Origin of the sequence: [Mycobacterium] manitobense (genome assembly GCF_025821665.1) — a bacterium.
GTDB classification, from domain to species: Bacteria; Actinomycetota; Actinomycetes; order Mycobacteriales; family Mycobacteriaceae; genus Mycobacterium; species Mycobacterium arseniciresistens.
Genome location: NZ_JACKSJ010000024.1, coordinates 77,024 through 97,426, shown reverse-complemented (window position 1 = coordinate 97,426; position 20,403 = coordinate 77,024). Strand labels below are relative to the sequence as shown.

The 20,403-nt window shown below is 70.7% G+C and carries 19 protein-coding genes; 8 read left to right on the top strand and 11 right to left on the bottom strand.

The window, feature by feature from the left end; all coding sequences use genetic code 11:
* Positions 1-2 precede the first annotated feature (2 nt).
* Positions 3-698, bottom strand: a complete 696-nt coding sequence (locus tag H7I41_RS03280; protein WP_264011131.1) for an LpqN/LpqT family lipoprotein — start codon at positions 696-698, stop codon at positions 3-5.
* 144 nt (positions 699-842) lie between these two features.
* On the opposite strand from H7I41_RS03280, the gene H7I41_RS03275 reads away from it, so the two are divergent.
* From H7I41_RS03275 to mmsB, 4 genes are all read left to right on the top strand, one after another.
* Positions 843-3,791, top strand: a complete 2,949-nt coding sequence (locus tag H7I41_RS03275; RefSeq protein ID WP_264011130.1) for an arabinosyltransferase domain-containing protein — start codon at positions 843-845, stop codon at positions 3,789-3,791.
* A 79-nt stretch (positions 3,792-3,870) separates the two neighbouring features.
* On the top strand, positions 3,871-5,391 hold the full coding sequence (locus H7I41_RS03270; protein WP_264011129.1) for a CoA-acylating methylmalonate-semialdehyde dehydrogenase: 1,521 nt from the start codon (positions 3,871-3,873) through the stop codon (positions 5,389-5,391).
* A 7-nt stretch (positions 5,392-5,398) separates the two neighbouring features.
* Positions 5,399-6,562, top strand: coding sequence for an acyl-CoA dehydrogenase family protein (locus H7I41_RS03265; RefSeq protein WP_302471744.1), 1,164 nt, complete (start codon positions 5,399-5,401; stop codon positions 6,560-6,562).
* A gap of 45 nt (positions 6,563-6,607) precedes the next feature.
* Positions 6,608-7,480, top strand: a complete 873-nt coding sequence (gene mmsB / locus H7I41_RS03260) for a 3-hydroxyisobutyrate dehydrogenase (RefSeq protein ID WP_264011128.1) — start codon at positions 6,608-6,610, stop codon at positions 7,478-7,480.
* On the opposite strand, the gene H7I41_RS03255 is transcribed toward mmsB, so the two are convergent.
* Entirely contained in the window at positions 7,469-8,278 is an 810-nt protein-coding gene (locus tag H7I41_RS03255; RefSeq protein ID WP_264011127.1) for an HAD family hydrolase, read from the bottom strand. The genes mmsB and H7I41_RS03255 overlap by 12 nt on opposite strands.
* Positions 8,279-8,376: 98 nt before the next feature.
* Between H7I41_RS03255 and H7I41_RS03250 the strand changes: the two genes are divergently transcribed.
* Together H7I41_RS03250 and H7I41_RS03245 are read left to right on the top strand one after the other, a co-directional pair.
* Positions 8,377-9,039 carry a response regulator gene (locus H7I41_RS03250; RefSeq protein ID WP_264011126.1) on the top strand — a complete coding sequence of 221 codons (663 nt, stop codon included), beginning with the start codon at positions 8,377-8,379 and terminating at the stop codon, positions 9,037-9,039.
* Positions 9,036-10,256 carry a GAF domain-containing sensor histidine kinase gene (locus H7I41_RS03245; protein ID WP_264011125.1) on the top strand — a complete coding sequence of 407 codons (1,221 nt, stop codon included), beginning with the start codon at positions 9,036-9,038 and terminating at the stop codon, positions 10,254-10,256. Before H7I41_RS03250 ends, H7I41_RS03245 begins: the two co-directional genes overlap by 4 nt.
* A gap of 22 nt (positions 10,257-10,278) precedes the next feature.
* Here H7I41_RS03245 and H7I41_RS03240 read toward each other — a convergent pair whose 3' ends face one another.
* Positions 10,279-10,758, bottom strand: a complete 480-nt coding sequence (locus H7I41_RS03240; protein ID WP_264011124.1) for a MarR family winged helix-turn-helix transcriptional regulator — start codon at positions 10,756-10,758, stop codon at positions 10,279-10,281.
* Positions 10,759-10,842: 84 nt separating this feature from the next.
* On the opposite strand from H7I41_RS03240, the gene H7I41_RS03235 reads away from it, so the two are divergent.
* Complete coding sequence (locus tag H7I41_RS03235; protein ID WP_264011123.1) at positions 10,843-11,802, top strand: NmrA/HSCARG family protein; 960 nt, start codon at positions 10,843-10,845, stop codon at positions 11,800-11,802.
* Here the strand turns inward: H7I41_RS03235 and H7I41_RS03230 are convergent.
* A complete protein-coding gene (locus H7I41_RS03230; RefSeq protein WP_308214577.1) occupies positions 11,799-12,305 on the bottom strand; it encodes a MarR family winged helix-turn-helix transcriptional regulator in 507 nt (168 codons plus the stop codon). The two genes, H7I41_RS03235 and H7I41_RS03230, sit on opposite strands and share 4 nt — an antisense overlap.
* Positions 12,306-12,354: 49 nt before the next feature.
* Positions 12,355-13,851, bottom strand: coding sequence for a potassium/proton antiporter (locus H7I41_RS03225; RefSeq protein WP_264011122.1), 1,497 nt, complete (start codon positions 13,849-13,851; stop codon positions 12,355-12,357).
* 82 nt (positions 13,852-13,933) lie between these two features.
* Here H7I41_RS03225 and H7I41_RS03220 point away from each other — a divergent pair, with 82 nt between their 5' ends.
* The gene (locus H7I41_RS03220) at positions 13,934-14,602 is read left to right on the top strand and encodes a potassium channel family protein (protein ID WP_264011121.1); all 669 of its coding nucleotides are present in this window, start codon (positions 13,934-13,936) and stop codon (positions 14,600-14,602) included.
* 21 nt (positions 14,603-14,623) lie between these two features.
* Here H7I41_RS03220 and H7I41_RS03215 read toward each other — a convergent pair whose 3' ends face one another.
* The 6 genes from H7I41_RS03215 to H7I41_RS03190 form a co-directional block, all read right to left on the bottom strand.
* Positions 14,624-15,658 carry a pyridoxal phosphate-dependent aminotransferase gene (locus H7I41_RS03215; protein ID WP_264011120.1) on the bottom strand — a complete coding sequence of 345 codons (1,035 nt, stop codon included), beginning with the start codon at positions 15,656-15,658 and terminating at the stop codon, positions 14,624-14,626.
* Entirely contained in the window at positions 15,658-16,668 is a 1,011-nt protein-coding gene (locus H7I41_RS03210) for a 3-oxoacyl-ACP synthase III family protein (protein ID WP_264011119.1), read from the bottom strand. The genes H7I41_RS03215 and H7I41_RS03210 overlap by 1 nt, the downstream gene beginning before the upstream one ends.
* Positions 16,669-16,673: 5 nt before the next feature.
* Positions 16,674-17,339 (bottom strand): SRPBCC family protein, encoded by a 666-nt coding sequence (locus H7I41_RS03205; RefSeq protein WP_264011118.1) that lies wholly within the window; start codon positions 17,337-17,339, stop codon positions 16,674-16,676.
* Positions 17,317-19,023 carry a thiamine pyrophosphate-binding protein gene (locus H7I41_RS03200; RefSeq protein WP_264011117.1) on the bottom strand — a complete coding sequence of 569 codons (1,707 nt, stop codon included), beginning with the start codon at positions 19,021-19,023 and terminating at the stop codon, positions 17,317-17,319. Before H7I41_RS03200 ends, H7I41_RS03205 begins: the two co-directional genes overlap by 23 nt.
* Before the next feature lie 89 nt (positions 19,024-19,112).
* Complete coding sequence (locus H7I41_RS03195) at positions 19,113-19,853, bottom strand: anti-sigma factor family protein (RefSeq protein WP_264011116.1); 741 nt, start codon at positions 19,851-19,853, stop codon at positions 19,113-19,115.
* On the bottom strand, positions 19,850-20,383 hold the full coding sequence (locus tag H7I41_RS03190; RefSeq protein WP_264011115.1) for a sigma-70 family RNA polymerase sigma factor: 534 nt from the start codon (positions 20,381-20,383) through the stop codon (positions 19,850-19,852). Before H7I41_RS03190 ends, H7I41_RS03195 begins: the two co-directional genes overlap by 4 nt.
* Between the last annotated feature and the right edge of the window lie 20 nt (positions 20,384-20,403).

Below are 20,403 nucleotides of genomic sequence, written 5' to 3'. Positions count from 1 at the left end.
GGTCAGGGCTCGATGGTGGTCTCCGCGTCGATCACCGACATCGCGTCCGTGATCGCCGCCTGCTGATCCTCGGTGCCCTGGGCGTCAAGTGCCAGCAGGTACATCCCGTCCTGCCCGGGGATGACCACGGTCTTGCGGGCGACGAACATCGCCGCGCCGTCCTTCTGGACCGTGCCGGCGACCGCCGTCGCCTGGAAGCCGCCGAGCTCGGCCGGCTGGCCTTCCGAACCCTGGTAACCGGGCTGGTTCCGCAATGCATTCGGTGCCAGCTTCAGGATCTCGGCGGCGTCGGGCTCGCCCCCGGACAGCCGGGCCATCCGCGCGATGACGGCCGGCGGGTCTGTCGCGGCGGGCCCGTCCAGGACGATGGCCCCCCAGGCATCCTCGGGCGCGTCCGCGCCGAGGTCGCGCCAGCCCGGCGGGATCGGCAGGTTGAGCTGCGGTGTGCCGGGTTCGCCCCGTTTCACCAAGGTCTGGCTGATGCCGTTGTCCCGCAGGTAGTCGGCCACCGTGACATCCGGCCCCTGAGGCGCACTGCTGGGTGCGGCGCTGCTCGACGCGGCCGCCGAGGCGGACGCCGACGTGCTCGCCGAGGTGGTGGCGGTGTTCGTCTTGTCCTCGGAGCCGCACGCGGTGGCCGCACCTAGTGCCAGCGCAGTGGCGACGACGAGTGCCGCCGTCTTCGTTGACCGTGTCATCCCTGTTCCCTTCGATCCGTGGGTCGTTCCGCGAAGGTACTGAGCCCGATTGGAATGCGATTGGATCGCGGTGCAGCGACGTCACCGGCCCGTAATGCCTCGATGGGGCCCTGCAGCGGCCGCTACCCCTAACGTGGCGCTGCAGTGCCAAGCAAACTCCGCCTGCGTCGGCCGGTCTCCGCGTGGCTGTTGCTCGGCGTCTCTGCCGTAGGGCTGACAGCCGCGCTCGCGTTGCCGTTCGCGCCGGTGCACGCCGAGCGGACCGTCCTGACATGGCCGGCGCCCGGCGCAGCGGTGATGTCCAGCACTGCGCAGGTGCTGCCGTACCGGCCCACCGAGATGTCGGCCTCGGTGCCGTGCGCGGCGGTGGCGGCCGCGCGTGCCCGGCCGGAGCGCACCACGGTGCTCGCCACCGCGCCCGACGCCGAGGGACTGGTCCTGTACACCGACAACGGTGTGCTGCGCATGCTGCCGGGCGATCGGGTCATCGATCTGCCGGACGGCGATCCCGGCTGCGCTCTGACGGTGCGGGCGGCTCACTCGGAGATCGAGATCGGCGGCGACGCGGCACCGCAGACAGTCCTGGACGCGCCCGTGCCGAAGGTGCTCGCGTTCCGCACCGCGCTGAGCCCGGACGACGCGGTGGGCATGACGATGACCGTGCGGGTCGACGACCCCTTCGCCACCCGGCCCAGCGTCGCGAAAGTGGCATTGGTGGTGGTGGCGCTTCTTGCGGCGGCCATCGTTCTCGTTCTCCTGCACAGCCTTTCGCCGTCACAGCCGTCCTGGCCGCGGCCGCCGCCGCCGTCGTCGCGGTGGCACCTGATGGCGATCGACGCGGCGGTGGTGGCGGTGCTGTGCGGGTGGGCCGTCATCGGGCCGCTCGCGGTCGACGACGGCTGGGCCACCACCATCGCCCGCAACGTGGCCGACACCGGCAGCCCGGGCAACTACTACCGCTGGTGGAATGCCGCCGAGTCGCCGTTCGCCTTCAGCCAGCAACTACTCGCACCGCTGACCCAGGTGAGCCTCGCGCCACTGTGGTTGCGACTGCCGAGCACCGTGCTGGCGGTGGCGACCTGGTTCGTGTTCAGCCGGGGCCTTCTCGGCGTCGCGCTGCCCGCGGTGGCGTCATCGGTGTGGGTGCGTGTGCTCGCCGCGACAGCCCTGCTCGCGGCGTGGCTGCCGTTCAACCTCGGTACCCGCCCCGAAGGCTATGTCGCGCTCGGGCTCGTCGTGGTGCTGACGCTGCTGTGGCGGTCCCGCGCTCCCGCGACGCTGGGCTGGGCGTCCCTGACCGCCGCGCTGGTGTTGCCGGTCAGCCCGTCGGCGGTCATGGTCGTCGCGCCGGCCGCGTTGTTCGCGCCGCGGATCGTCCGCATCGTGGGGGGCGCCGGACCGAGTCGCACACTGATCGCGGGGACCGTCGCGGCGCTCTGCTGCCTCGTCGCCGTCGCGTTCGTCGTCGTGTTCGCGGACGAGACGTGGGAGGGCGTGCGCACCGCCACCCGCTGGCACACCGAATTCGGACCGTCGCTTCCGTGGTACCGGGAAACCGAGCGTTACGCGTATCTGCTGGGCGACTCCCAGCAGGGCAGCGCCGCCAAGCGGATCCCGGTGCTGTTGTCGCTGGCGTTGGTGCCGACGGTGGTGGCGCTCGCGGTGCGCAGGCGCCCCGGTGCCACCGCGCGTTCGGCGTTGCGCATGGCGGGCGTCCTGGTGCTGGCCCTGGCGCTGCTGGCCTTCGCCCCGTCGAAGTGGTCCTACCACCTCGGCGCGGCAGCAGGCTTGTTCGCCGCGCTCCTGACCGTCGGCGTGGTGGCGCTGGCCCGCTTCACCCGGTCGCGAATCACCCTCGCCGACAGAGTGACCGCCGTGATCGGAGCCCTGATCGTGGCATGCGCCGCCACCCTGTGTTTCTCCGGGTCGAATGCCTGGTGGCTGCCGGTCCTCTACGACGTGCCGTGGGCCGACGGACCGATCCGCCCGCTCGGCGTGCCGCTGTCGGCGTGGTGGCTGTGGCCGGCTGGGGCCGTCGTCGCTGCGCTCGTCGCGGTCGCTTCCTCGCGGCGGGATGCCCTGCTCGTCGTTCCCGGTCTGGTGGCGGGGACCGCTGCGGCCGTCTCCGTGACGCTGCTGCTGGCGTCGTTCACCGTGGCGCCGGTCCGGCGGCCGCAGGGATCGCTGGCGCTGGTCAACATCGACCGGTTGACCGCAGGACCCTACTGCGGCTTGGCCGATGACATCGAGGTGCTCGCCGACGGCCCCCCGCTGCTGTCGGCAGGGCCGGCCACCGAGGAGACCGGCTTCGTCCCGCTCGGCGGTTTCGATCCCGATGCGCCTCCTCCTGATGCACCGGGCACCGGCATGTCCACCCATCTGTGGGGCAGCCGGGGGGCGGCGGCGGGTACCGGAAGGCTGATCAGCCCCTGGTTCGTCCTCCCGCCCGGCGCCTCGGTCGCGGTGTCCGTGAACGGCCGCGGCCACGGCGCGAGCGCGGTCCGCCTGGAGTTCGGCCGCGCCGGGACGGATGCCGTCACGCCGGTGGGGCCGGCCGTGGCGCCCGAGGACACGACGTCGGGTGAGGACAATTCGCTGCATCCGGCGTGGCGGTCGGTCGGGCTGGACGCCGCCGGCATTCCGCCGGGCGCCGACCGGATGCGGGTGCTGGCGGTCGACGACGCCGCGGACCGCGACGGCTGGCTCGCGGTGACGGGGCCACGGACTCGATCCACGTTGCCGCTCAACGACTTTCTCGCCGACCGCGGGCCGGTGCTGATCAGTTGGCCGCAGGGCTTCCTGTTCCCGTGCCTGCCCGACATCGCGCGGGTGTCCGCCGGGGTGGCCCAGGTGCCCAGGGTGGTGATCGCGTCGCCGGGGCCGTGGTTCACCGAACCCACCGACCAGTCGCTGGGCGGGAGCTTCGCCGCACTGGTGCCCTACAGCCGGTTCTACGAGGTGCCGAGTCGCGTCGTCGGCCGCCCGGACGCAGCATGGGGTGCGGTGCTGCTGTCGGCCGACCCCACGCCGCACGACACCTACCGGCGGGAGACGGCGACGGTCACCCGCTGGGGCCATCGGGTGTCACCATGAGTGCGAGCACTCTTGCCAACCCCGACGAGCATTTACTAGGATATCCAAGTAATCGGCATCGTCGGCGTAGGGGCATTCCATGAGCACACAGATTCCACACTTCATCAACGGCCGGCGCACCAACGGCCAGTCGACGCGCACCGCGGACGTGCTCAATCCCAGCACCGGTGAGGCGCAGGCCCAGGTGCTGCTCGCCTCGGCCGCCGACGTGGACACCGCCGTCGCCGGCGCCGCGGAGGCGCAGCTGCAGTGGGCGGCGTTCAACCCCCAACGCCGCGCGCGGGTGATGATGCGCTTCGTCGAACTGGTGAACCAGAACGTCGACGAGTTGGCCGAACTGCTGTCCATCGAGCACGGCAAGACGGTGGCCGACTCCAAGGGCGACATCCAGCGCGGCATCGAGGTCATCGAGTTCGCGATCGGCATCCCGCACCTGCTCAAGGGTGAGTACACCGAGGGTGCAGGCACCGGCATCGACGTGTACTCGCTGCGTCAGCCGCTCGGGGTGGTCGCCGGGATCACGCCGTTCAACTTCCCGGCGATGATCCCGCTGTGGAAGGCCGGCCCGGCACTGGCGTGCGGGAACGCGTTCATCCTCAAGCCCTCCGAGCGTGACCCGTCGGTGCCGTTGCGACTGGCCGAACTGTTCCTCGAAGCGGGTCTGCCGCCGGGGGTGTTCCAGGTGGTCCAGGGCGACAAGGAAGCCGTCGACGCGATCCTGCACCACCCGCAGATCCAGGCCGTCGGCTTCGTCGGCAGCTCCGACATCGCGCAGTACATCTACTCCACCGCCGCGGCCAACGGCAAACGCGCGCAATGCTTCGGCGGCGCCAAGAACCACATGATCGTGATGCCCGACGCGGATCTCGACCAGGCCGTCGACGCGCTGATCGGCGCCGGATACGGCAGTGCCGGCGAGCGGTGCATGGCGATCAGCGTCGCGGTGCCCGTCGGCAAGGAGACCGCGGACCGCCTCAGGAACAAGCTCGTCGAGCGCGTCAACCAGTTGCGGGTCGGGCACAGCCTGGACCCCAAGGCCGACTACGGTCCACTGGTCACCGGCGCGGCGCTCGAGCGGGTGCGTGACTACATCGGCCAGGGCGTCGACGCCGGCGCCGAAGCCGTCATCGACGGCCGCGAACGCGCCAGCGACGACCTCACGTTCGACGACCAGAACCTGCAGGGCGGCTACTTCATCGGCCCCACCCTGTTCGACCACGTCACCCCGGGCATGTCGATCTACACCGACGAGATCTTCGGCCCGGTGCTGTGCATCGTGCGTGCCTCGAATTACGAAGAGGCACTGGCTCTTCCGTCGGAACACGAATACGGCAACGGGGTGGCGATCTTCACCCGCGACGGCGACACCGCCCGCGACTTCGTGGCCAAGGTGCAGGTCGGCATGGTCGGCGTCAACGTGCCGATCCCGGTTCCGGTGGCGTACCACACCTTCGGCGGCTGGAAGCGCTCCGGCTTCGGTGACCTGAACCAGCACGGCCCGGCGTCGATCCAGTTCTACACCAAGGTCAAGACCGTCACCCAGCGCTGGCCGTCGGGCATCAAGGATGGCGCCGAGTTCGTCATCCCCACGATGAAATAGCGGATCCATGGACCTGTTCGGCCTCGACGACGACGAACGCGTGATCGCCGAGACGGCGGCCGCGTTCGCCGAGAAGCGCCTGGCGCCACACGCTCTGGAGTGGGACGAGACCCACCACTTCCCCACCGACGTGTTGCGGGAAGCCGCCGAACTCGGCATGGCGGCGATCTACTGCCGCGATGACGTCGGCGGCAGCGGGTTGCGGCGGATCGACGCCGTGCGCATCTTCGAGGCGCTCGCCACCGCCGACCCGACGGTCGCGGCGTTCCTGTCGATCCACAACATGTGCGCGTGGATGGTCGACACGTTCGGCACCGAGGAACAGCGCAAGTCCTGGGTGCCGCGGCTGGCCTCGATGGAGGCCATCGCCAGCTACTGCCTGACCGAACCGGGGGCGGGTTCCGATGCGAGCGCGCTGCGCACCAAGGCCGTGCGCGACGGCGACGGCTGGGTGCTCGACGGGGTCAAGCAGTTCATCTCCGGGGCGGGCAGTTCCGACCTCTACGTGGTGATGGCTCGCACCGGATCCGAAGGCCCGCGCGGCATCTCGGCGTTCGTGGTGCCCAGGGACACCCCGGGGCTGAGCTTCGGCGTCGAGGAGCTGAAGATGGGCTGGAACGCCCAGCCCACCGCACAGGTGATCCTCGAGGGCGTCCGGCTGCCCGCCGACGCGCTGCTCGGGGGCGCCGAGGGCGAGGGCGCGGGCTTCGGCATCGCGATGAAGGGCCTCAACGGTGGCCGCATCAACATCGCGGCCTGCTCGCTGGGCGGCGCGCAGTCGGCCTACGACAAGGCGGCCGGCTACCTGGCCGACCGGCAGGCCTTCGGCGGGGCGCTGCTCGACGAGCCGACCATCCGGTTCACGCTGGCCGACATGGCGACTGCGCTGCAGACCTCGCGGACCCTGCTGTGGCGGGCCGCGACGGCACTCGACGACGACCACCCCGACCGGGTCGAGTTGTGCGCGATGGCGAAGCGTTACGTCACCGACGCGTGCTTCGAGGTGGCCGACCAGGCTCTGCAGTTGCACGGCGGATACGGCTACCTGCGGGAGTACGGGTTGGAGAAGATCGTCCGCGACCTGCGGGTGCACCGGATCCTGGAGGGCACCAACGAGATCATGCGCGTGGTGATCGGGCGGGCCGCGGCAGGCCGGGCCCGCGCGTCGTGACCGGAGAACCTGACATCAGAGCGAAGCGACAGGGGAATTAGACAGATGGCGACGATCGCGTTCCTGGGACTGGGCAACATGGGCGGCCCGATGGCGGCGAATCTGCTCGCCGCCGGTCACGACGTCCGCGGCTTCGACCCGGTCGCCGCGTCCAAGGCGGCCGCAGAGGCGAAGGGCGCCAGGGTGTTCGACAGCGGCGCAGCCGCCGTCGCCGAGGCCGATGTGGTGATCACCTCGCTGCCCAACGGCGACATCGTCAAGGCCTGCTACGCGGAGGTGCTACCCGCGGCCAAGCCGGACACGCTGTTCATCGACACCTCCACGATCTCGGTCGATGACGCACGGGCCATCAACGGTCAGGCGGCCGACCTCGGGTTCGCCCAGATCGACGCGCCGGTGTCCGGCGGCATCAAGGGCGCGACCGCGGGCACCCTCGCGTTCATGGTCGGCGGTGACGATGCGGCCGTCGAGCGGGCCCGCCCGGTGCTGGACCCGATGGCGGGCAAGATCATCCACTGCGGGCAGTCCGGCGCCGGCCAGGCCGCCAAACTGTGCAACAACATGGTGCTGGCCGTGCAACAGATCGCGATCGGCGAGGCGTTCGTGCTCGCGGAGAAACTCGGCCTGCCCGCGCAGTCGCTGTTCGACGTGATCACCGGTGCGACCGGCAACTGCTGGGCCGTGCACACCAATTGCCCGGTGCCGGGGCCGGTTCCGGCTTCACCGGCCAACAACGACTTCAAGCCGGGCTTCGCCACCGCGCTGATGAATAAGGACCTCGGGCTGGCCATGGCGGCGGTGCAGTCCACCGGCTCGGCCGCACCCCTCGGTACCCACGCCGCCGAGATCTACGCGGAGTTCGCCACCGAACACGCCGACAAGGACTTCAGCGCGGTGATCGAGAAGCTACGCGGCTGACCGCCGCCGGCTGCTCCAGCGCGCGTGCAGGCGCTGACAGTCCGCGATCCGCAGCGCACCGGTGCCCGCACCGATGTAGTCGGCGCGCACCGCGGCGGCGGCCGGGATGTCGCAGCCACCGGCGCCGTCGATCAGCACGGTCGCCATCCCGACGCTATTCGCCTGTCGCAGCCCGGCGGGCGACCCCGCGATCGCCAGGACACTGCGCGCGGGCAGTCCGAGTTCTGCGAGCGCATGCTGGTGCGCCTCGCCGCAGTGCGCAGGCGTGCTGATGTCGTCGGCGGTGACCAGCACCTCGACCAGGCCCTCTCCGACCAGTTGGCGCACCAGCGGCTCCACCAGGCTGCGCCGCCCGCTGGACACCACCGCGACCGGCACGCCGGCGGCATAGGCGTCCTGTACGAGGTCGACCAGCCCCGGCCTGGGCGCCAGGTCGGCCTCGGCGATCATCTCGTCGAACATCATCGCCTTGGTGGCGCAGATCTCGTCGGCGAGCAGTTCGGTCAGCACGTCGCACTCGGTGCCGACGCAGCGCTTGCGTAGTTCGGCGGTGACGCGCTGCCGCTCGTCGCTCAGGGCCAGCAGCTGCCGGTACCGGCTGACGGACCAGGTGAACGGCATGCCGTGGGCGGCGAAGGCGGCGTTGAAGACCTTGCGGTGCACCTCGAACTCGACGTCGGCGAGTGCGTCGAGGTCGAAGACGAGTGCCTGCAGCCGGGAGTCGTCGGCGTCGGCGGCGTGGCCGCCGTCCCACCAGAATCGACCGGCGCGCCATGTTCTCTGCTCGGTGGAGGGCATGCGACAACAGTGGTCTACGTCACAGGCCGGCGCCTCCCCCATTGGGGGGATTGGCGGCGCGAAGTTGCGCTACCACGCGCGGCGGCGGCCCTAAGGTGATGGCCATGGCCTCTCCGGTGCGCCTCGTGCTGGTCGACGACCACGAGATGGTCATCGAAGGCCTCAAGGCCATGCTCGCCGCGTTCGACGACCGGGTGACCGTGGTCGGGCAGGCAGTCGGCGCCGAGCGCGCGGTCGGTGTGATCGACGACCTCAAACCGGACATCGTGCTGTGTGACGTCCGGATGCAGGGCGCCAGCGGCCTGGACCTCTGCCTGCAGCTTCGCGAGCGCGACCCCGCCCAGAAGGTGGTGATGCTGTCGGTCTACGACGACGAGCAGTACCTGTTCCAGGCGCTCCGGGTGGGCGCATCGGGATACCTGCTCAAGAGCATCGGCAGCGACGAACTGGTGCGCCAGCTGGAGTTCGTGCACGGCGGCGAGACGGCGATCGACCCGACGATGGCCGCGCGGGCGGTCGACACCGCGGCCCGCCTGCAGCGCGACGAGTTCTGGCCCGGCGCCCGGCAGGGCCTCACCCAGCGGGAGAGCGAGATCCTGTCCTACGTCGTCAACGGCCTGTCCAACCGCGGTATCGCCGGGAAGCTGGTGATCGGCGACGAGACCGTGAAGAGCCATCTGCGGTCGATCTACCGCAAGCTCGGCGTCAGCGACCGGACCGGCGCGGTGGCCACCGCCCTGCGTGAGGGCATCTACCGGTGAGGCCGCACGCGGTGCGCGACCTCGGTCAGTACGCCCTGGCCGCCGACCGGGAGCTGGCCTTGCTGCGCGAGCTGATCCAGGCCGCCTCCAGCGGTCCCGGCGTCGAACCGCTGGCCGCGGCGGCCGCCAGGATGATCACCGCCGCCACCGCCACCGACGTGTGCTTCGTGCACGTGCTCGACGACACCGAACGGTCGCTGACGCTGGCCGGTGCGACGCCGCCGTTCGACAGCGAGGTCGGCAAGATCCGGCTGCCGCTCGGGCAGGGCATCTCGGGCTGGGTGGCCAGCCATCGTGAACCCGTGATCATCGCCGACGACAAGGAGTCCGACCCGCGCTACATGCCGTTCGAGTCGCTGCGCGGGCGCGACTTCACCTCGATGGTGTCGGTGCCGATGGAGACCGATCCCGGCGGTCTGGTGGGTGTGCTGAACGTGCACACCGTCGCGCGGCGGGAGTTCGCCGCCCGCGACGTCGAACTGCTGCTGGTCATCGGGCGGCTGATCGCGGGTGCGCTGCACCAGGCGCGGCTGCACCGCCAGCTGGTGGCCCGCGAACGCGCGCACGAGAACTTCGTCGAGCAGGTGATCGAGGCACAGGAGATGGAGCGCCGCCGGCTGGCCGCCGACATCCACGACGGCATCTCCCAGCGGCTGGTGACGCTGTCCTACCGGCTCGACGCGGCCGCCAGGGCGGCGGATCCGGCCAGTGCGGCCGAACAGCTGGGCATGGCCCGCGAACTCGTCGACCTGACACTCGGCGAGGCCCGCGCCGCCATCGGCAATCTGCGGCCGCCGGTGCTCGACGACCTCGGGCTGGCCGGCGGACTGGCCAGCCTGGCCCGGTCGATCCCCCAGGTGGAGATCCAGGTCGACCTCGCGGAGGTCCGACTGCCCGACCACATCGAGCTGGCGCTGTATCGCATCGCGCAGGAGTGCCTGCAGAACGTCGTCAAACACGCCAGGGCCGCCACCGCGCGGCTGACCTTCTCGGTGGCCGACGCGCGCGATGTCGCCAAGCTCGAAATCGTGGACGACGGAATCGGTTTCGACACCTTCGAGCATCCGCTGGGCAGCGACGAGATGGGCGGCTACGGCCTGCTGTCCATGGCCGAACGCGCCGAGATCGTCGGTGGCAGGCTCAACATCCGGTCGCGGCCCGGGGCGGGTACCGCGGTGACGGCCACCATCCCGCTGCCGGCGGCCGCACCCGACTGACCGAGCGCCGTGCGGGAGCGGTTCAGTTGTCGACTCTGCGGTCCGCCTCCTGGTGCGCGGCGATCGCCGCGGTGACGTCCTCGGCAATGGCACGCATGGTGTCCAACCGGTCCGGACCGAGCACCTCGACGAAGAGTTGCCGCACCCGGGCAGCGTTGGCGGGCGCCGCTGCCTCGATCGCCGCCCGGCCCGCATCGGTGAGGACGATCTCCGGATAGCGCCCGCTGCCCGCCTGCCGCCGGACGAGGCCCCGTTCCTCCATCCGCCGCAGGTGGTGCGACAGCCGGCTCTTCTCCCACTGGGTGGCCCGCCCGAGATCGACGGCGCGCATGCATGACCCAGGCGACTCGGACAGGTTGACCAGCACCTCGAAGTCCGCTTCTGACAGGCCGAAGTCCCGCTGCAGCGTGCGGCCCAGATACCGCTCGAGGCAATGCTGCATCTCGACGTAGGCACGCCAGGCCTGTTGTTCACCGGCGGTGAGCCGGCTTGCCTCGGACATGGCACCGATCGTAGCCGATCAGGTTGACACATCAACCAGAACGCTCTACTTTTGAGGTTGACACATCAACCTAAGGAGTTCGACATGACAGATGACCGAACGGTGGCAGTGGTCGGAGCCACGGGAGCACAGGGCGGTGCAGTGGTGCGCGCGCTCCTCGCCGATTCCGCCTTCACCGTGCGCGCACTGACCCGCAATGCCGACTCGGCAGGCGCCCAGCGGCTGTCGGCGGCCGGAGCCGAGGTCGTGGAAGCCGACCTCGACGACCGCGCGAGCATCGTCAAGGCCTTCGCCGGCGTCCACGGCGCCTACATCGTGACGAACTACTGGGCCCAACGGTCCCCGGAGGACGACGCGGCGCGCAGCCGCGGTGAGATGGAACTCGCCCAGGCCGACGCCGCGGCATCGGCGGCTGCTGAAACCGGCGTGGCGCACGTGATCTGGTCGACGCTCGAGGACACCCGAACGTTCTTCGGCGACGACGACCGCATCCCGACGGTGGAGGAGCGGTACAAGGTGCCGCATTTCGACGTGAAGGCCGAGGCCGATGCGTTGTTCCGTGACTACGGCGTGCCGACGACGTTGTTACGCAGCACGTTCTACTACGAGAACTTCACGGGAGCCACGGCCCCGGTTCGCGAGGGCGGCCGGTTGATCCTCACCGCACCCCTCACCGACCGCCCGGTGCCCGGTATCGCCGTCGACGACATCGGCCGGGTGGCTGCCGGCATCTTCCGCCGCGGCGAGTTCATCGGAGAGACGGTCAGCATCGCCGGGGATCACCTGACCGGCCGGCAGTACACCGAGGCCCTGTCCGACGCGCTCGGCGAAGAGGTCGAGTACCGCCCGACCGGCTTCGACGAGTTCCGCGCACAGGGCTTTCCCTCCGCGGTCGAGATGGGCAACATGTTCCAGTACTACGCCGAGAACTCCGAGCAGTTCTCCGCGGCACGCGACCTCGAGCTGGTCCGCGAACTCGACCCGCAGCTGCAGTCGTTCCGCGACTGGCTGACGGTGCATCACGGCGAGATCGGCGGCGCCTAGAAGTCACCGGCATGGCGGCGCAGCGTCTCGATCGACGCGGCCAGCGCGCGGGACTCCTCGCCGGACAGGCCGATGTCGGCGAACACCTCCTTGTTGAGCGTCACCGTGGCGTCCTCGACCGTGGAGCGGCCGAGGTCGGTGATTCGCACCAGCGTGGTGCGTCCGTCGGTCGGATGTGGGATGCGCTCGACCAGGCCGGCCGCCTCCAACCGCCGGATCGCGTGGGTCACGCTGGTCACGTGGACCTGCAGCCGGTCCGACGCCTTGGTGATCGGCAGGGCGCCGCTGCGGCTGAACGCCAGCAGCCGCAGCAGCTCGAAGCGCGAGAAGCTCAGGTCGTAGGGGCGCAGCGCCGTCTCCACCCGGGCCAGCAGGATCTGGTGCGCCCGCATCACCGACGTCACCGCCACCATCCCGTCGGCGACCTCGCCCCAGCCGGCGCCCTCCCAGTTGGCACGCGCCAGGCCGATCGGGTCGCGGCGGTCGGAGGGTTGGATGGCCACGCCTCTTCATACCGCATGAACTGGCCGGCTCACGGCCGAGCGCGCAGGGTCAGTCGGGGAGGCCGTACTCGCCGAACCAGTGCGCCAGCCGGCCGCGCCGGCTCACCGCGCGCAGCCGGCGTTCGGCGGCCTCCCGCGTCTTCGAGGTGGTCACGATCAGCAGTTCGTCGCCGATCTGGATGCGGGTCTCGGGCTGCGGTACGAACGGCCGCGCCTCGCGGATGATCAGCGTGATGACGCTCGGGTCGGGCAGCCGCAATTCGAGCACGGTGACGTTGCGCAGCGACGAGCCCGGCGACACGGTCATGGTCAGCAGCTCGGCCTCGAGCACGTCCAGCGGCGCCGACTCGACCATGATCTCGCGGGTGGCGTCCGGCGAGATCAGCCCGAGCCGGCCGGCGACCGTCCGCAGACCCGGACCCTGCAGCAGCGTGAACACCACCACGAGGATGAAGACGATGTTGAGCAGCCGCTCGCTGCCGGGGACGCCCTCCACGACCGGGTAGGTGGCCAGCACGATCGGGACCGCCCCGCGCAACCCCGCCCAGGAGATGAAGACCTGATCCCGCCACGGCACGCGGAAACGGAACAGCGACAGCACCACCGACACCGGTCGCCCGAGGAGCAGCAGGATGAGGCCGACGACGAGGGCGGGCACCAGGTCCCGCGGCAGTTCGTCCGGCGACACCAGCAGACCGAGCAGCACGAACAGCCCGATCTGGGCGAGCCATCCGGAACCCTCGGCGAACGAGCGGATCGCCGAGCGGTGCGGCAGCCCGGAGTTGGCCAGTACGAGGGCGGACAGGTAGGCGGCGATGAACCCGCTGGCATGCAGCGTTCCGCCCGCGGCGAAGGCGAGCAACGCCAGCCCGAACGTCGCGAGCGGGTAGAGGCCCGATGCGGGCAGTGCGATGCGGCGCAGCCCGGCGGCGCCGACGAACCCGCACACCAGGCCGATCGCGATGCCGACCCCGAGCTCGTAGACCAGTGTGAACGCGATCTCGCCCGGCGACAGGTCGAGCGGTGTGGTGCTGAACAGCAGCACCAGGATGATCGCCGGGGCGTCGTTGAAGCCGGACTCGGCCTCGAGCAGGCCGGACACCCGCCGTGGCAGCGGCACAACCCGCAGCACCGAGAAGACGGCGGCCGCGTCGGTGGACGACACGATGGCGCCGAGCAGCAGCGAGAGCTGCCAGTCCAGGCCGAGCAGCAGGTGCGCGCCGATGGCGGTGATGCCGGTGCTGATGGCGACGCCGGCGGTGGCCAGCACACCGGCGGGCGCGATGACGTCGCGGATGTCGGAGAACCGCGTCGTCAGGCCGCCTTCGACCAGGATGATGCCGAGCGCCGCGGTTCCCAGCGCCTGGGCGAGCTGGGCGTCGTCGAACTGCAGCCCGACGCCGTCCTCGCCGATGAGCACGCCCACCCCGAGGAACAGCAGCAGGCTCGGCAGGCCGGCGATCGTGGCCAGCCTGGTCGCCGCGATGCTGAACAGCAGGACGAGTCCGCCGACGAGCAGCGTCACGTACAGCTGCTGAACCGTCATGTCCCCGCCAGTATCTCAGTACCGGTGCGGCGCCGCGCCCTCCGGTCGGTCACCATAGGTTGACACGGCGAAGGAGAACACCATGCGTATCGCGATTGCCGGAGCGGGGGCGGTCGGCCGGTCGGTGGCGAACGAGCTCGTCGAGAACGGTCACAAGATCCTGCTGATCGAGCGCAATCCGGCGAAGTACCAGCCGTCCACGGTGCCCGGCGCCGACTGGTTCCTTGCCGACGCGTGCGAGCTGGCGGCGCTCGAGGAGGCTGCGCTGCAGACCTGTGACGTGGTGATCGTCGCGACCGGTGACGACAAGGTGAACCTGGCGGCCGCGCTGCTGGCCAAGACGGAGTTCGGGGTGCCGCGCGTGGTGGCCCGGGTCAACGACATGCGCAACGAGTGGCTGTTCACCGAGTCTTGGGGTGTCGACGTCGCGGTGTCCACCCCGCAGGCCATCGCGGCGATCGTGGAGGGCGCCATCGACGTCGGTCACCTGGTGCCGCTGATGGGACTGCGGGGACGGGCGGACGTGTCGACGCTGCGGCTGCCCCGCGAGGATCCAGGCGACAATCCGTTCATCGGGCGGCGGCTGCGCGACGTGGCGCTGCCCGCGAACAGTGCGCTGGTGGCCATCGTGCGCGACGAGCAGGTGATCCTGCCGCCGCGCGCGGACGTGCTGCGCGCCGGTGACGAGTTGTGGTTCGTCGCCGACGCCGATGCCGAGGACGTGATCCGCGCGGCGGTGCACCGGGCCTAGGCTCGCGCGGACGGATGTGGGCTAGACCTGCTCCGAACCCGCCACCGCCGACAGCACCGCCCTGGTCGACCGCCTGTTTCCGACGGTGATCCGCACTCCGCCGTCGGCGTAGTGGCGGACTTGCGGGCCGGTGCCGTCGAACACGTCGCGCCACGGGCGCTGCGGCGGCAGATACACGAAGTTGGCGTGGGCGTCGGTGCTGTGTACACCCACCGATCGCAGCCGCCTGCGCAGCAGCCGGCGCTCCGCCGTGATGGCCCGGACTCGTTGCTGCAGTTGGCATTCGGCGTCATAGGAGGCCGCGACCGCCACCATCGCGGTGCTGCCGATGCCGAACGGCAGCTGCCACGTCCACAGCGTGCGGGCCAGCGGCGCCGCGCAGAACGCGTAGCCGACCCGTACGCCCGCCAATCCGTACGCCTTCGAGAAGGTACGCACCACAACGGTGTTGGGGTAGCGCCGCACCAGGTCCGCCGCGTCGATGCGGTGTTGTGCGGCGACGAATTCCACGTAGGCCTCGTCGAGGATCACCACCGTGTCCGCGGGCACCCGGCGCAGGAACTCCTCGACCTCGGCGGCGGATTCGACGGTGCCGGTCGGGTTGTGCGGCCGGCACAGCACGACCACCCGTGCGGTGCGCGCCGCCTCGGCCATGGCGTCGAGGTCGTGGTATCCGTACACGTCGAGCGCGACGGTCACCGAGATCAGTCGCGCCGTCGCGGCGAAGATCGGATATCCGTCGAACGTCGGCGACGCCATCACCATGATGTCGCCGGGTGCGGTGACGGCCTGCAGCACCTGCATGACGACGCCGGTGGCGCCAACGCCGAGGACCACCTGATCGTCGGCGACCCCGACGTGAGAGGCGACCAACGCGCGCAGCCGCTCGGGGAGGAACGGCGGATACCGGTTGGCGGCGTCGATCGCGGAGATCATCGCCGCCCGCACCGCGGGCAACGGTGGGAACGGACTCTCGTTCAGGGACAGGGCAAGCGGGTCCGACGCGTCGGGCAGTGCGGCCACCGCATCGTCGAGCGCCCGGCGGGGGGAGCCCATCAGCCCCGTCCACCCCAGCGCACGGCCGCGGCGCCGGCGAAGTCGCCGGCATGGGCGAACGCCGCCATCAGCACGACGTCGCCCGTCTCGAGCCGGCCGTCGCTGATCGCCCGGTCGAGGTTCACCGGGATGCCCGCGGCGAACAGGTTGCCGCACTCGTCGAACGTGTCGGCATGCCGGGTTGCGGGCAGTTCCAGCGCTTCCCGCCAGTTGCGCAGGAACACCCGGTTGGGCTGGTTGGTGACGAACAGTCCGATGTCGCTGGGCGACAGACCGATTCGCTTGCACAGTGCCAGCGAGACCTCCGGTACCTGCCGGTTGCCCCTGGCCAGCACCTTGGTGATCCTGCCTTCGGTGAATCCGATACAGCCTTCGCCCGGGCCCGGCTGCCACCACTTGCGCGGTGGGTCCGTCGATATCGTCATCTCGCCGGCGTACTCGCCGTAGGTGCGGCACACCACGTCCAGGATCGGTGATTCGTCCGACCGGGTGACCAGTCCGACGGCGGCGCCGTCACCGGGCACAGCGGCCTGCGCCCGGCGCCGCACGGTCGGCTGGTCGAACACCTGACCCGCCGAGTTCTGCGCGACGGCAACGAGCGCGCACCGGCCCTCGCCCGACGTCAGCAGCTGACGCGCCAGCTTGAGCCCGAGCACGAAGGCCGCACAGCCGCCGTTGTGCAGATCCACCACCCATTCTGGTTTCATGCCGAGGCGGTGTGCCATCGCGGCGCCGCCGCCGTAGAACGGCATGTCGGGCAGCTGGGTGTGGGTGATCAGCACGTCCACCTGGGCGAGCACGTCGGCGCCGTGCCGCTCGAGCAGGCCGGCCGCGGCCCGCTCCACCATGTCCACGGCAGTCTCGTCCTCGGCGACGTGATGGCGCCACCGCGGCGCCCGGAACATCAGGTTGTCGCGCAGTTCGTCGGATTCTGCGTGCCTGGCGTAGTACTCGGCGCCGATCGGTTCGCCGGGCAGGTACGTCGACACGTCGGTCAGGCTGGCGGTCACGGGGCTCACCTCGTCCAGTCCGGCGTCACCGGGAGGCCGTTGCGGTGCCGGTACTCGGCGATCGCCTTGAGGTTGTCCAGTTCCAGCCGGTGGCCTGCGCCGAACATGTCCCAGAAATCGCCCACCCACACCGGTCGCTGCGGCGGCGCCGCCTCGGGGTACGGATTGTGGTCGTAATACGGGTGGCGGCAGTTGGTCCACAGCACCACCGACCCGGGCCGGTCGAACACCACCTGCGCGTCGACGACCCGCATCAGGTAGATCATCCAGAGGTGGCGGCCCTGGTCCCACGCGCAGTGGTAGTCCACCGTCCTGGCCGTGCGGTCGGCCACGGTGCGGGTGTAGATCGTGGTCTCGGAGCCCAGCCGGTCGTAGGCCAGCCACAGGTCCGGCTCCTCGGTGGGCGTGAAATCGCGCAGACTGTAGGTCCATTCGGCCAGACATCGGGTGTCGGCCAGGTAGTCGAAGAGGTCGTCGGGTGGGCAGTCGACGAAGCCGTTGACGGTGCAGTACTCGCCGAACACCTCGTCGTGCGGGTACACCGACCGCATCATCTCCATGATGACCGGGGTGGCCTTTTCGCGTGGCGACGTCTCGATGCGGATGACGCCGTCGATCGGTTCGGTAGTGCCGCGATGCGCGGTGATGTCAGCGAGTGCGGGAATGGACATCGGCACGTGTCTCCGTTTCGGTGAGTGGTTGGTGGGATGGCTCGAGAAAGGGTGCGAACGGCGGGATCTCGTCAGCCGAACATTCGACGGTGACCACCGACGGGCCGTCGACGGCCAGGGCCGCGACCAGCGCGCCGGGCAGCGTGTCGAGGTGGTCGACGTCGACCGCGGGCAGGCCGGGGAACATCGCGGCCAGGCCTGCCCCGAGCCGGCTGGCGCCGAATCTGTTGTAGCTGTAGCGACCGCCGTAGAACCGCTGCTCGCGGGTGACGCACATGGCGTGGGCGTGGTTGTCGAACAGCACGAAGGTCACCGGCAGCCGGTACTGCAGCGCGGTGTGGATCTCCATGCCGTGCATCAGGAACGAGCCGTCGCCCGCGATCACCACGGTCCGCCTGCGGCGGTGCGACGCGACCCCGATGCCTGCACCGAAGCTGTATCCCATCCCGCCCATGCCGAGCGCCACGACGAAGCGGCCGTCGCGCCGTACCGGCAGGTGGTGGATGGCGGCCGCGCCGATGTTGCCCGCGTCGACGACGATGTCGGTCCCGTCGGGCAGTGCGGCGTCGAGTGCGGCCATCGCGTCGCGGTAGCGGATGCCGGGCCCGTGGTGCGGCGGCGGCAGCAGTTCGGTGCGCGGCGTGTCAGGGGCCACCCGCAACCGGTGCGGGCGACCGGCTCCGGAGAGCGCCGCACTCAGCATCGACAGCGAGGCGCGCAGGTCCTGGGTGTGGACATGGGTGCACGCCAGATACGTCGGCGCGGAACCGATCGAGTAGGTCGGCACCGTCGCCAGTGCCTTCTCGAGGCCGCTGCGCGCGGTCGCCGCGAACCGGGTGCCGACCACCAGGCAGAGCGCGCTGCCGGCCACCGCGTCGGCGACCCCGGGATGGCCCATCACCCCGGTCACCCCGAGTGCTGACGACGACCCGTATCCGGGCGTGCCCGCCACGTCCTTGGCGTCGGGCACGCACGCCACACCGGCCCGCAGCAGCGAACGCAGCTGGGCCAGTTCGGCGCGGGCGTCGTCGCGCGCCACCTGTTCACCGGCGATGATGGTGACCGGCCCGGCTGCGGCGCGCACCGCCCGCGCGATCGGATGCGGGTCGCCGACCCGCCGGTCCTCGGCCACCGCGGGCACGCCGTTGAGACCACTCAGCCATGCCTGCTGAATGTCTTTGGGCAGCAACAGCACCGCCGGGCCGCCGGTGCGGGCGGCAGCGATCGCGGCAGGCAGTGCCGTGCGGATGGCCTCCGGTGTGAGCACCCGCCTGCAGAACAACGACACCGTGGAGAACAGCGACTCGGCGTCTAGTGCGCCGTTGCGGCCGCTGGTGTCCTGGAACGCGCCGCGGCCGTCCAGTACGGTCGGCGGCTGCCCCACCAGCGCCAGCACCGGCACCCGGCTGGCCAACGACTCCCCCAGTGCGGGAACGGCGTTCAGGCAGCCGCCGCCCGACGTCGCGGCCACCACGCCGAGTGGCGCGCCGGCCCGGCTGTAGCCGTCCGCCATGGTGGCGGCGCCGAATTCGTGTTTGGCCAGTACGGCGGTGATGTCCTCGCGGCGGTGCGCCGCGTCGTAGAGATCCTCGATGTTGGCGCCGCCGACACCGAAGACGTGCGTGACGCCCACCGCGGCGAGGTGGCCGACGATGTGGTCGACCACCCGCTGCGCACTGGCCATGGATCTCACCTGTCGTCGTCGCGTCGCACTCCGGTGCGCTCTCCATGGACACGACAGGCGGCCCGGTGCGGTTCACCCCGTCGGGTGATTCACAGCTTTTTCTCCAGGAGCACAGTGCCGTCGGGCGTCGAGATCATCTGCACGGCCGCGATCTCCTCCGGCTGCATCGGGGTGTTCGCGCTCGGCATCGCGGTCGCACCGGACAGGCCGAGCCAGGTGGCGATCTCCGACCGGCTGCCGTCCCGGCCGATCACCACCATGGCGAGCGTCTGCGGTGCGGCGTCGCGATTCCCCCAGTCGCCGTACGTGCACGTCATGTCGATGCGGGTGCCCCAGCCGTATCCGCTCATCGTGATGGATGCGTTGATCGGCGTCGGTGACACCTTCGCCATCTCCAGCGACGGGGGCCCGGCCTGCGTGGTGGTGGCCGGTTCCAGCCCCACGACCTCGGGCCGGATCGCGATGACGGCGCCGGCAGCGAGCAGCGCGGCCGCCAGTCCGACCGCCGCCGTGGTCACCCTGCGGTAGCGGCGGCGCCGCGACCCGACCCTGTCGAGCACCGACGCGAGCACCTCGGGCCGCAGCGGTGGCGGATCGGCGGATTGTTCGTCGAGCGCGCGGACGTCCTCGGCGTCGAGCGTGGCCAGCAGTGCCGGGATGCCCCTGAGCTCGGCCACCGCGGACCGGCAGCGGCCGCAGCCGGCCAGGTGCCCTTCGTACTCGCGGCGCTCGGCGCCGGACAGGGCGCCGAGCACGTAGGCCGCGTCCCAGGTGAGGTACCGATCGTCGGGGGGCGCGGCCTCCGCCCCAGCATCACCATGATGGTTCACCGGGTCACCCCCATCTCCTGCAGATTCAGCCGCAGCGCCCGCACCGCATAGTGCAGCCGGGACTTCACCGTGCCCTCCGGGATCTGCAGCTCCTGCGCGATCTGTCCGGTGGCGGCCCCGTCGTAGTACGCCCGCCGGATGACGGCCAGGTGGTCGTCGGACAGGCCGGCCAGCGCGGCGTGCAGCGTCATCCGGTCCAGGGTGGCACTCACCTCGTCGGGGCCGGCCCGGTCGGCGACGTCTTCCACGACCGGCGTGCCGGATTCGTTGCGGTACCGCGCGCTGCGGCGGTCGTCGATGACGAGGTTGCGGGCCACCGTGAACAGCCAGGCCCGCGGCGAGCGCGCGCCGCTGTCGAGGTGACTGACCGCCACCCCCTCGGGCTGCCGCCGCCAGGCCCGCAGCAGCGTCTCCTGGACCACGTCCTCGGCGCTGGCCTGGTCACCGGTGAGGCGCAGCGCATAGCGCCACAACGCCGCGGCGTGCTCGGCGTAGAGCATCCGCATCATCGCGGCCTCTGGGTCCTCCATGACCAACCTCCGTCTGTGAC

What these genes read in the sequence shown, in the direction of transcription:
- H7I41_RS03280 (WP_264011131.1), bottom strand. Translation starts at nt 698, where the DNA reads ATGACACGGTCAACGAAGACGGCGGCACTCGTCGTCGCCACTGCGCTG.
- H7I41_RS03270 (WP_264011129.1), top strand. Translation starts at nt 3,871, where the DNA reads ATGAGCACACAGATTCCACACTTCATCAACGGCCGGCGCACCAACGGC.
- H7I41_RS03265 (WP_302471744.1), top strand. Translation starts at nt 5,399, where the DNA reads ATGGACCTGTTCGGCCTCGACGACGACGAACGCGTGATCGCCGAGACG.
- mmsB (WP_264011128.1), top strand. Translation starts at nt 6,608, where the DNA reads ATGGCGACGATCGCGTTCCTGGGACTGGGCAACATGGGCGGCCCGATG.
- H7I41_RS03255 (WP_264011127.1), bottom strand. Translation starts at nt 8,278, where the DNA reads ATGCCCTCCACCGAGCAGAGAACATGGCGCGCCGGTCGATTCTGGTGG.
- H7I41_RS03250 (WP_264011126.1), top strand. Translation starts at nt 8,377, where the DNA reads ATGGCCATGGCCTCTCCGGTGCGCCTCGTGCTGGTCGACGACCACGAG.
- H7I41_RS03240 (WP_264011124.1), bottom strand. Translation starts at nt 10,758, where the DNA reads ATGTCCGAGGCAAGCCGGCTCACCGCCGGTGAACAACAGGCCTGGCGT.
- H7I41_RS03235 (WP_264011123.1), top strand. Translation starts at nt 10,843, where the DNA reads ATGACAGATGACCGAACGGTGGCAGTGGTCGGAGCCACGGGAGCACAG.
- H7I41_RS03225 (WP_264011122.1), bottom strand. Translation starts at nt 13,851, where the DNA reads ATGACGGTTCAGCAGCTGTACGTGACGCTGCTCGTCGGCGGACTCGTC.
- H7I41_RS03220 (WP_264011121.1), top strand. Translation starts at nt 13,934, where the DNA reads ATGCGTATCGCGATTGCCGGAGCGGGGGCGGTCGGCCGGTCGGTGGCG.
- H7I41_RS03215 (WP_264011120.1), bottom strand. Translation starts at nt 15,658, where the DNA reads ATGGGCTCCCCCCGCCGGGCGCTCGACGATGCGGTGGCCGCACTGCCC.
- H7I41_RS03205 (WP_264011118.1), bottom strand. Translation starts at nt 17,339, where the DNA reads ATGTCCATTCCCGCACTCGCTGACATCACCGCGCATCGCGGCACTACC.
- H7I41_RS03200 (WP_264011117.1), bottom strand. Translation starts at nt 19,023, where the DNA reads ATGGCCAGTGCGCAGCGGGTGGTCGACCACATCGTCGGCCACCTCGCC.
- H7I41_RS03190 (WP_264011115.1), bottom strand. Translation starts at nt 20,383, where the DNA reads ATGGAGGACCCAGAGGCCGCGATGATGCGGATGCTCTACGCCGAGCAC.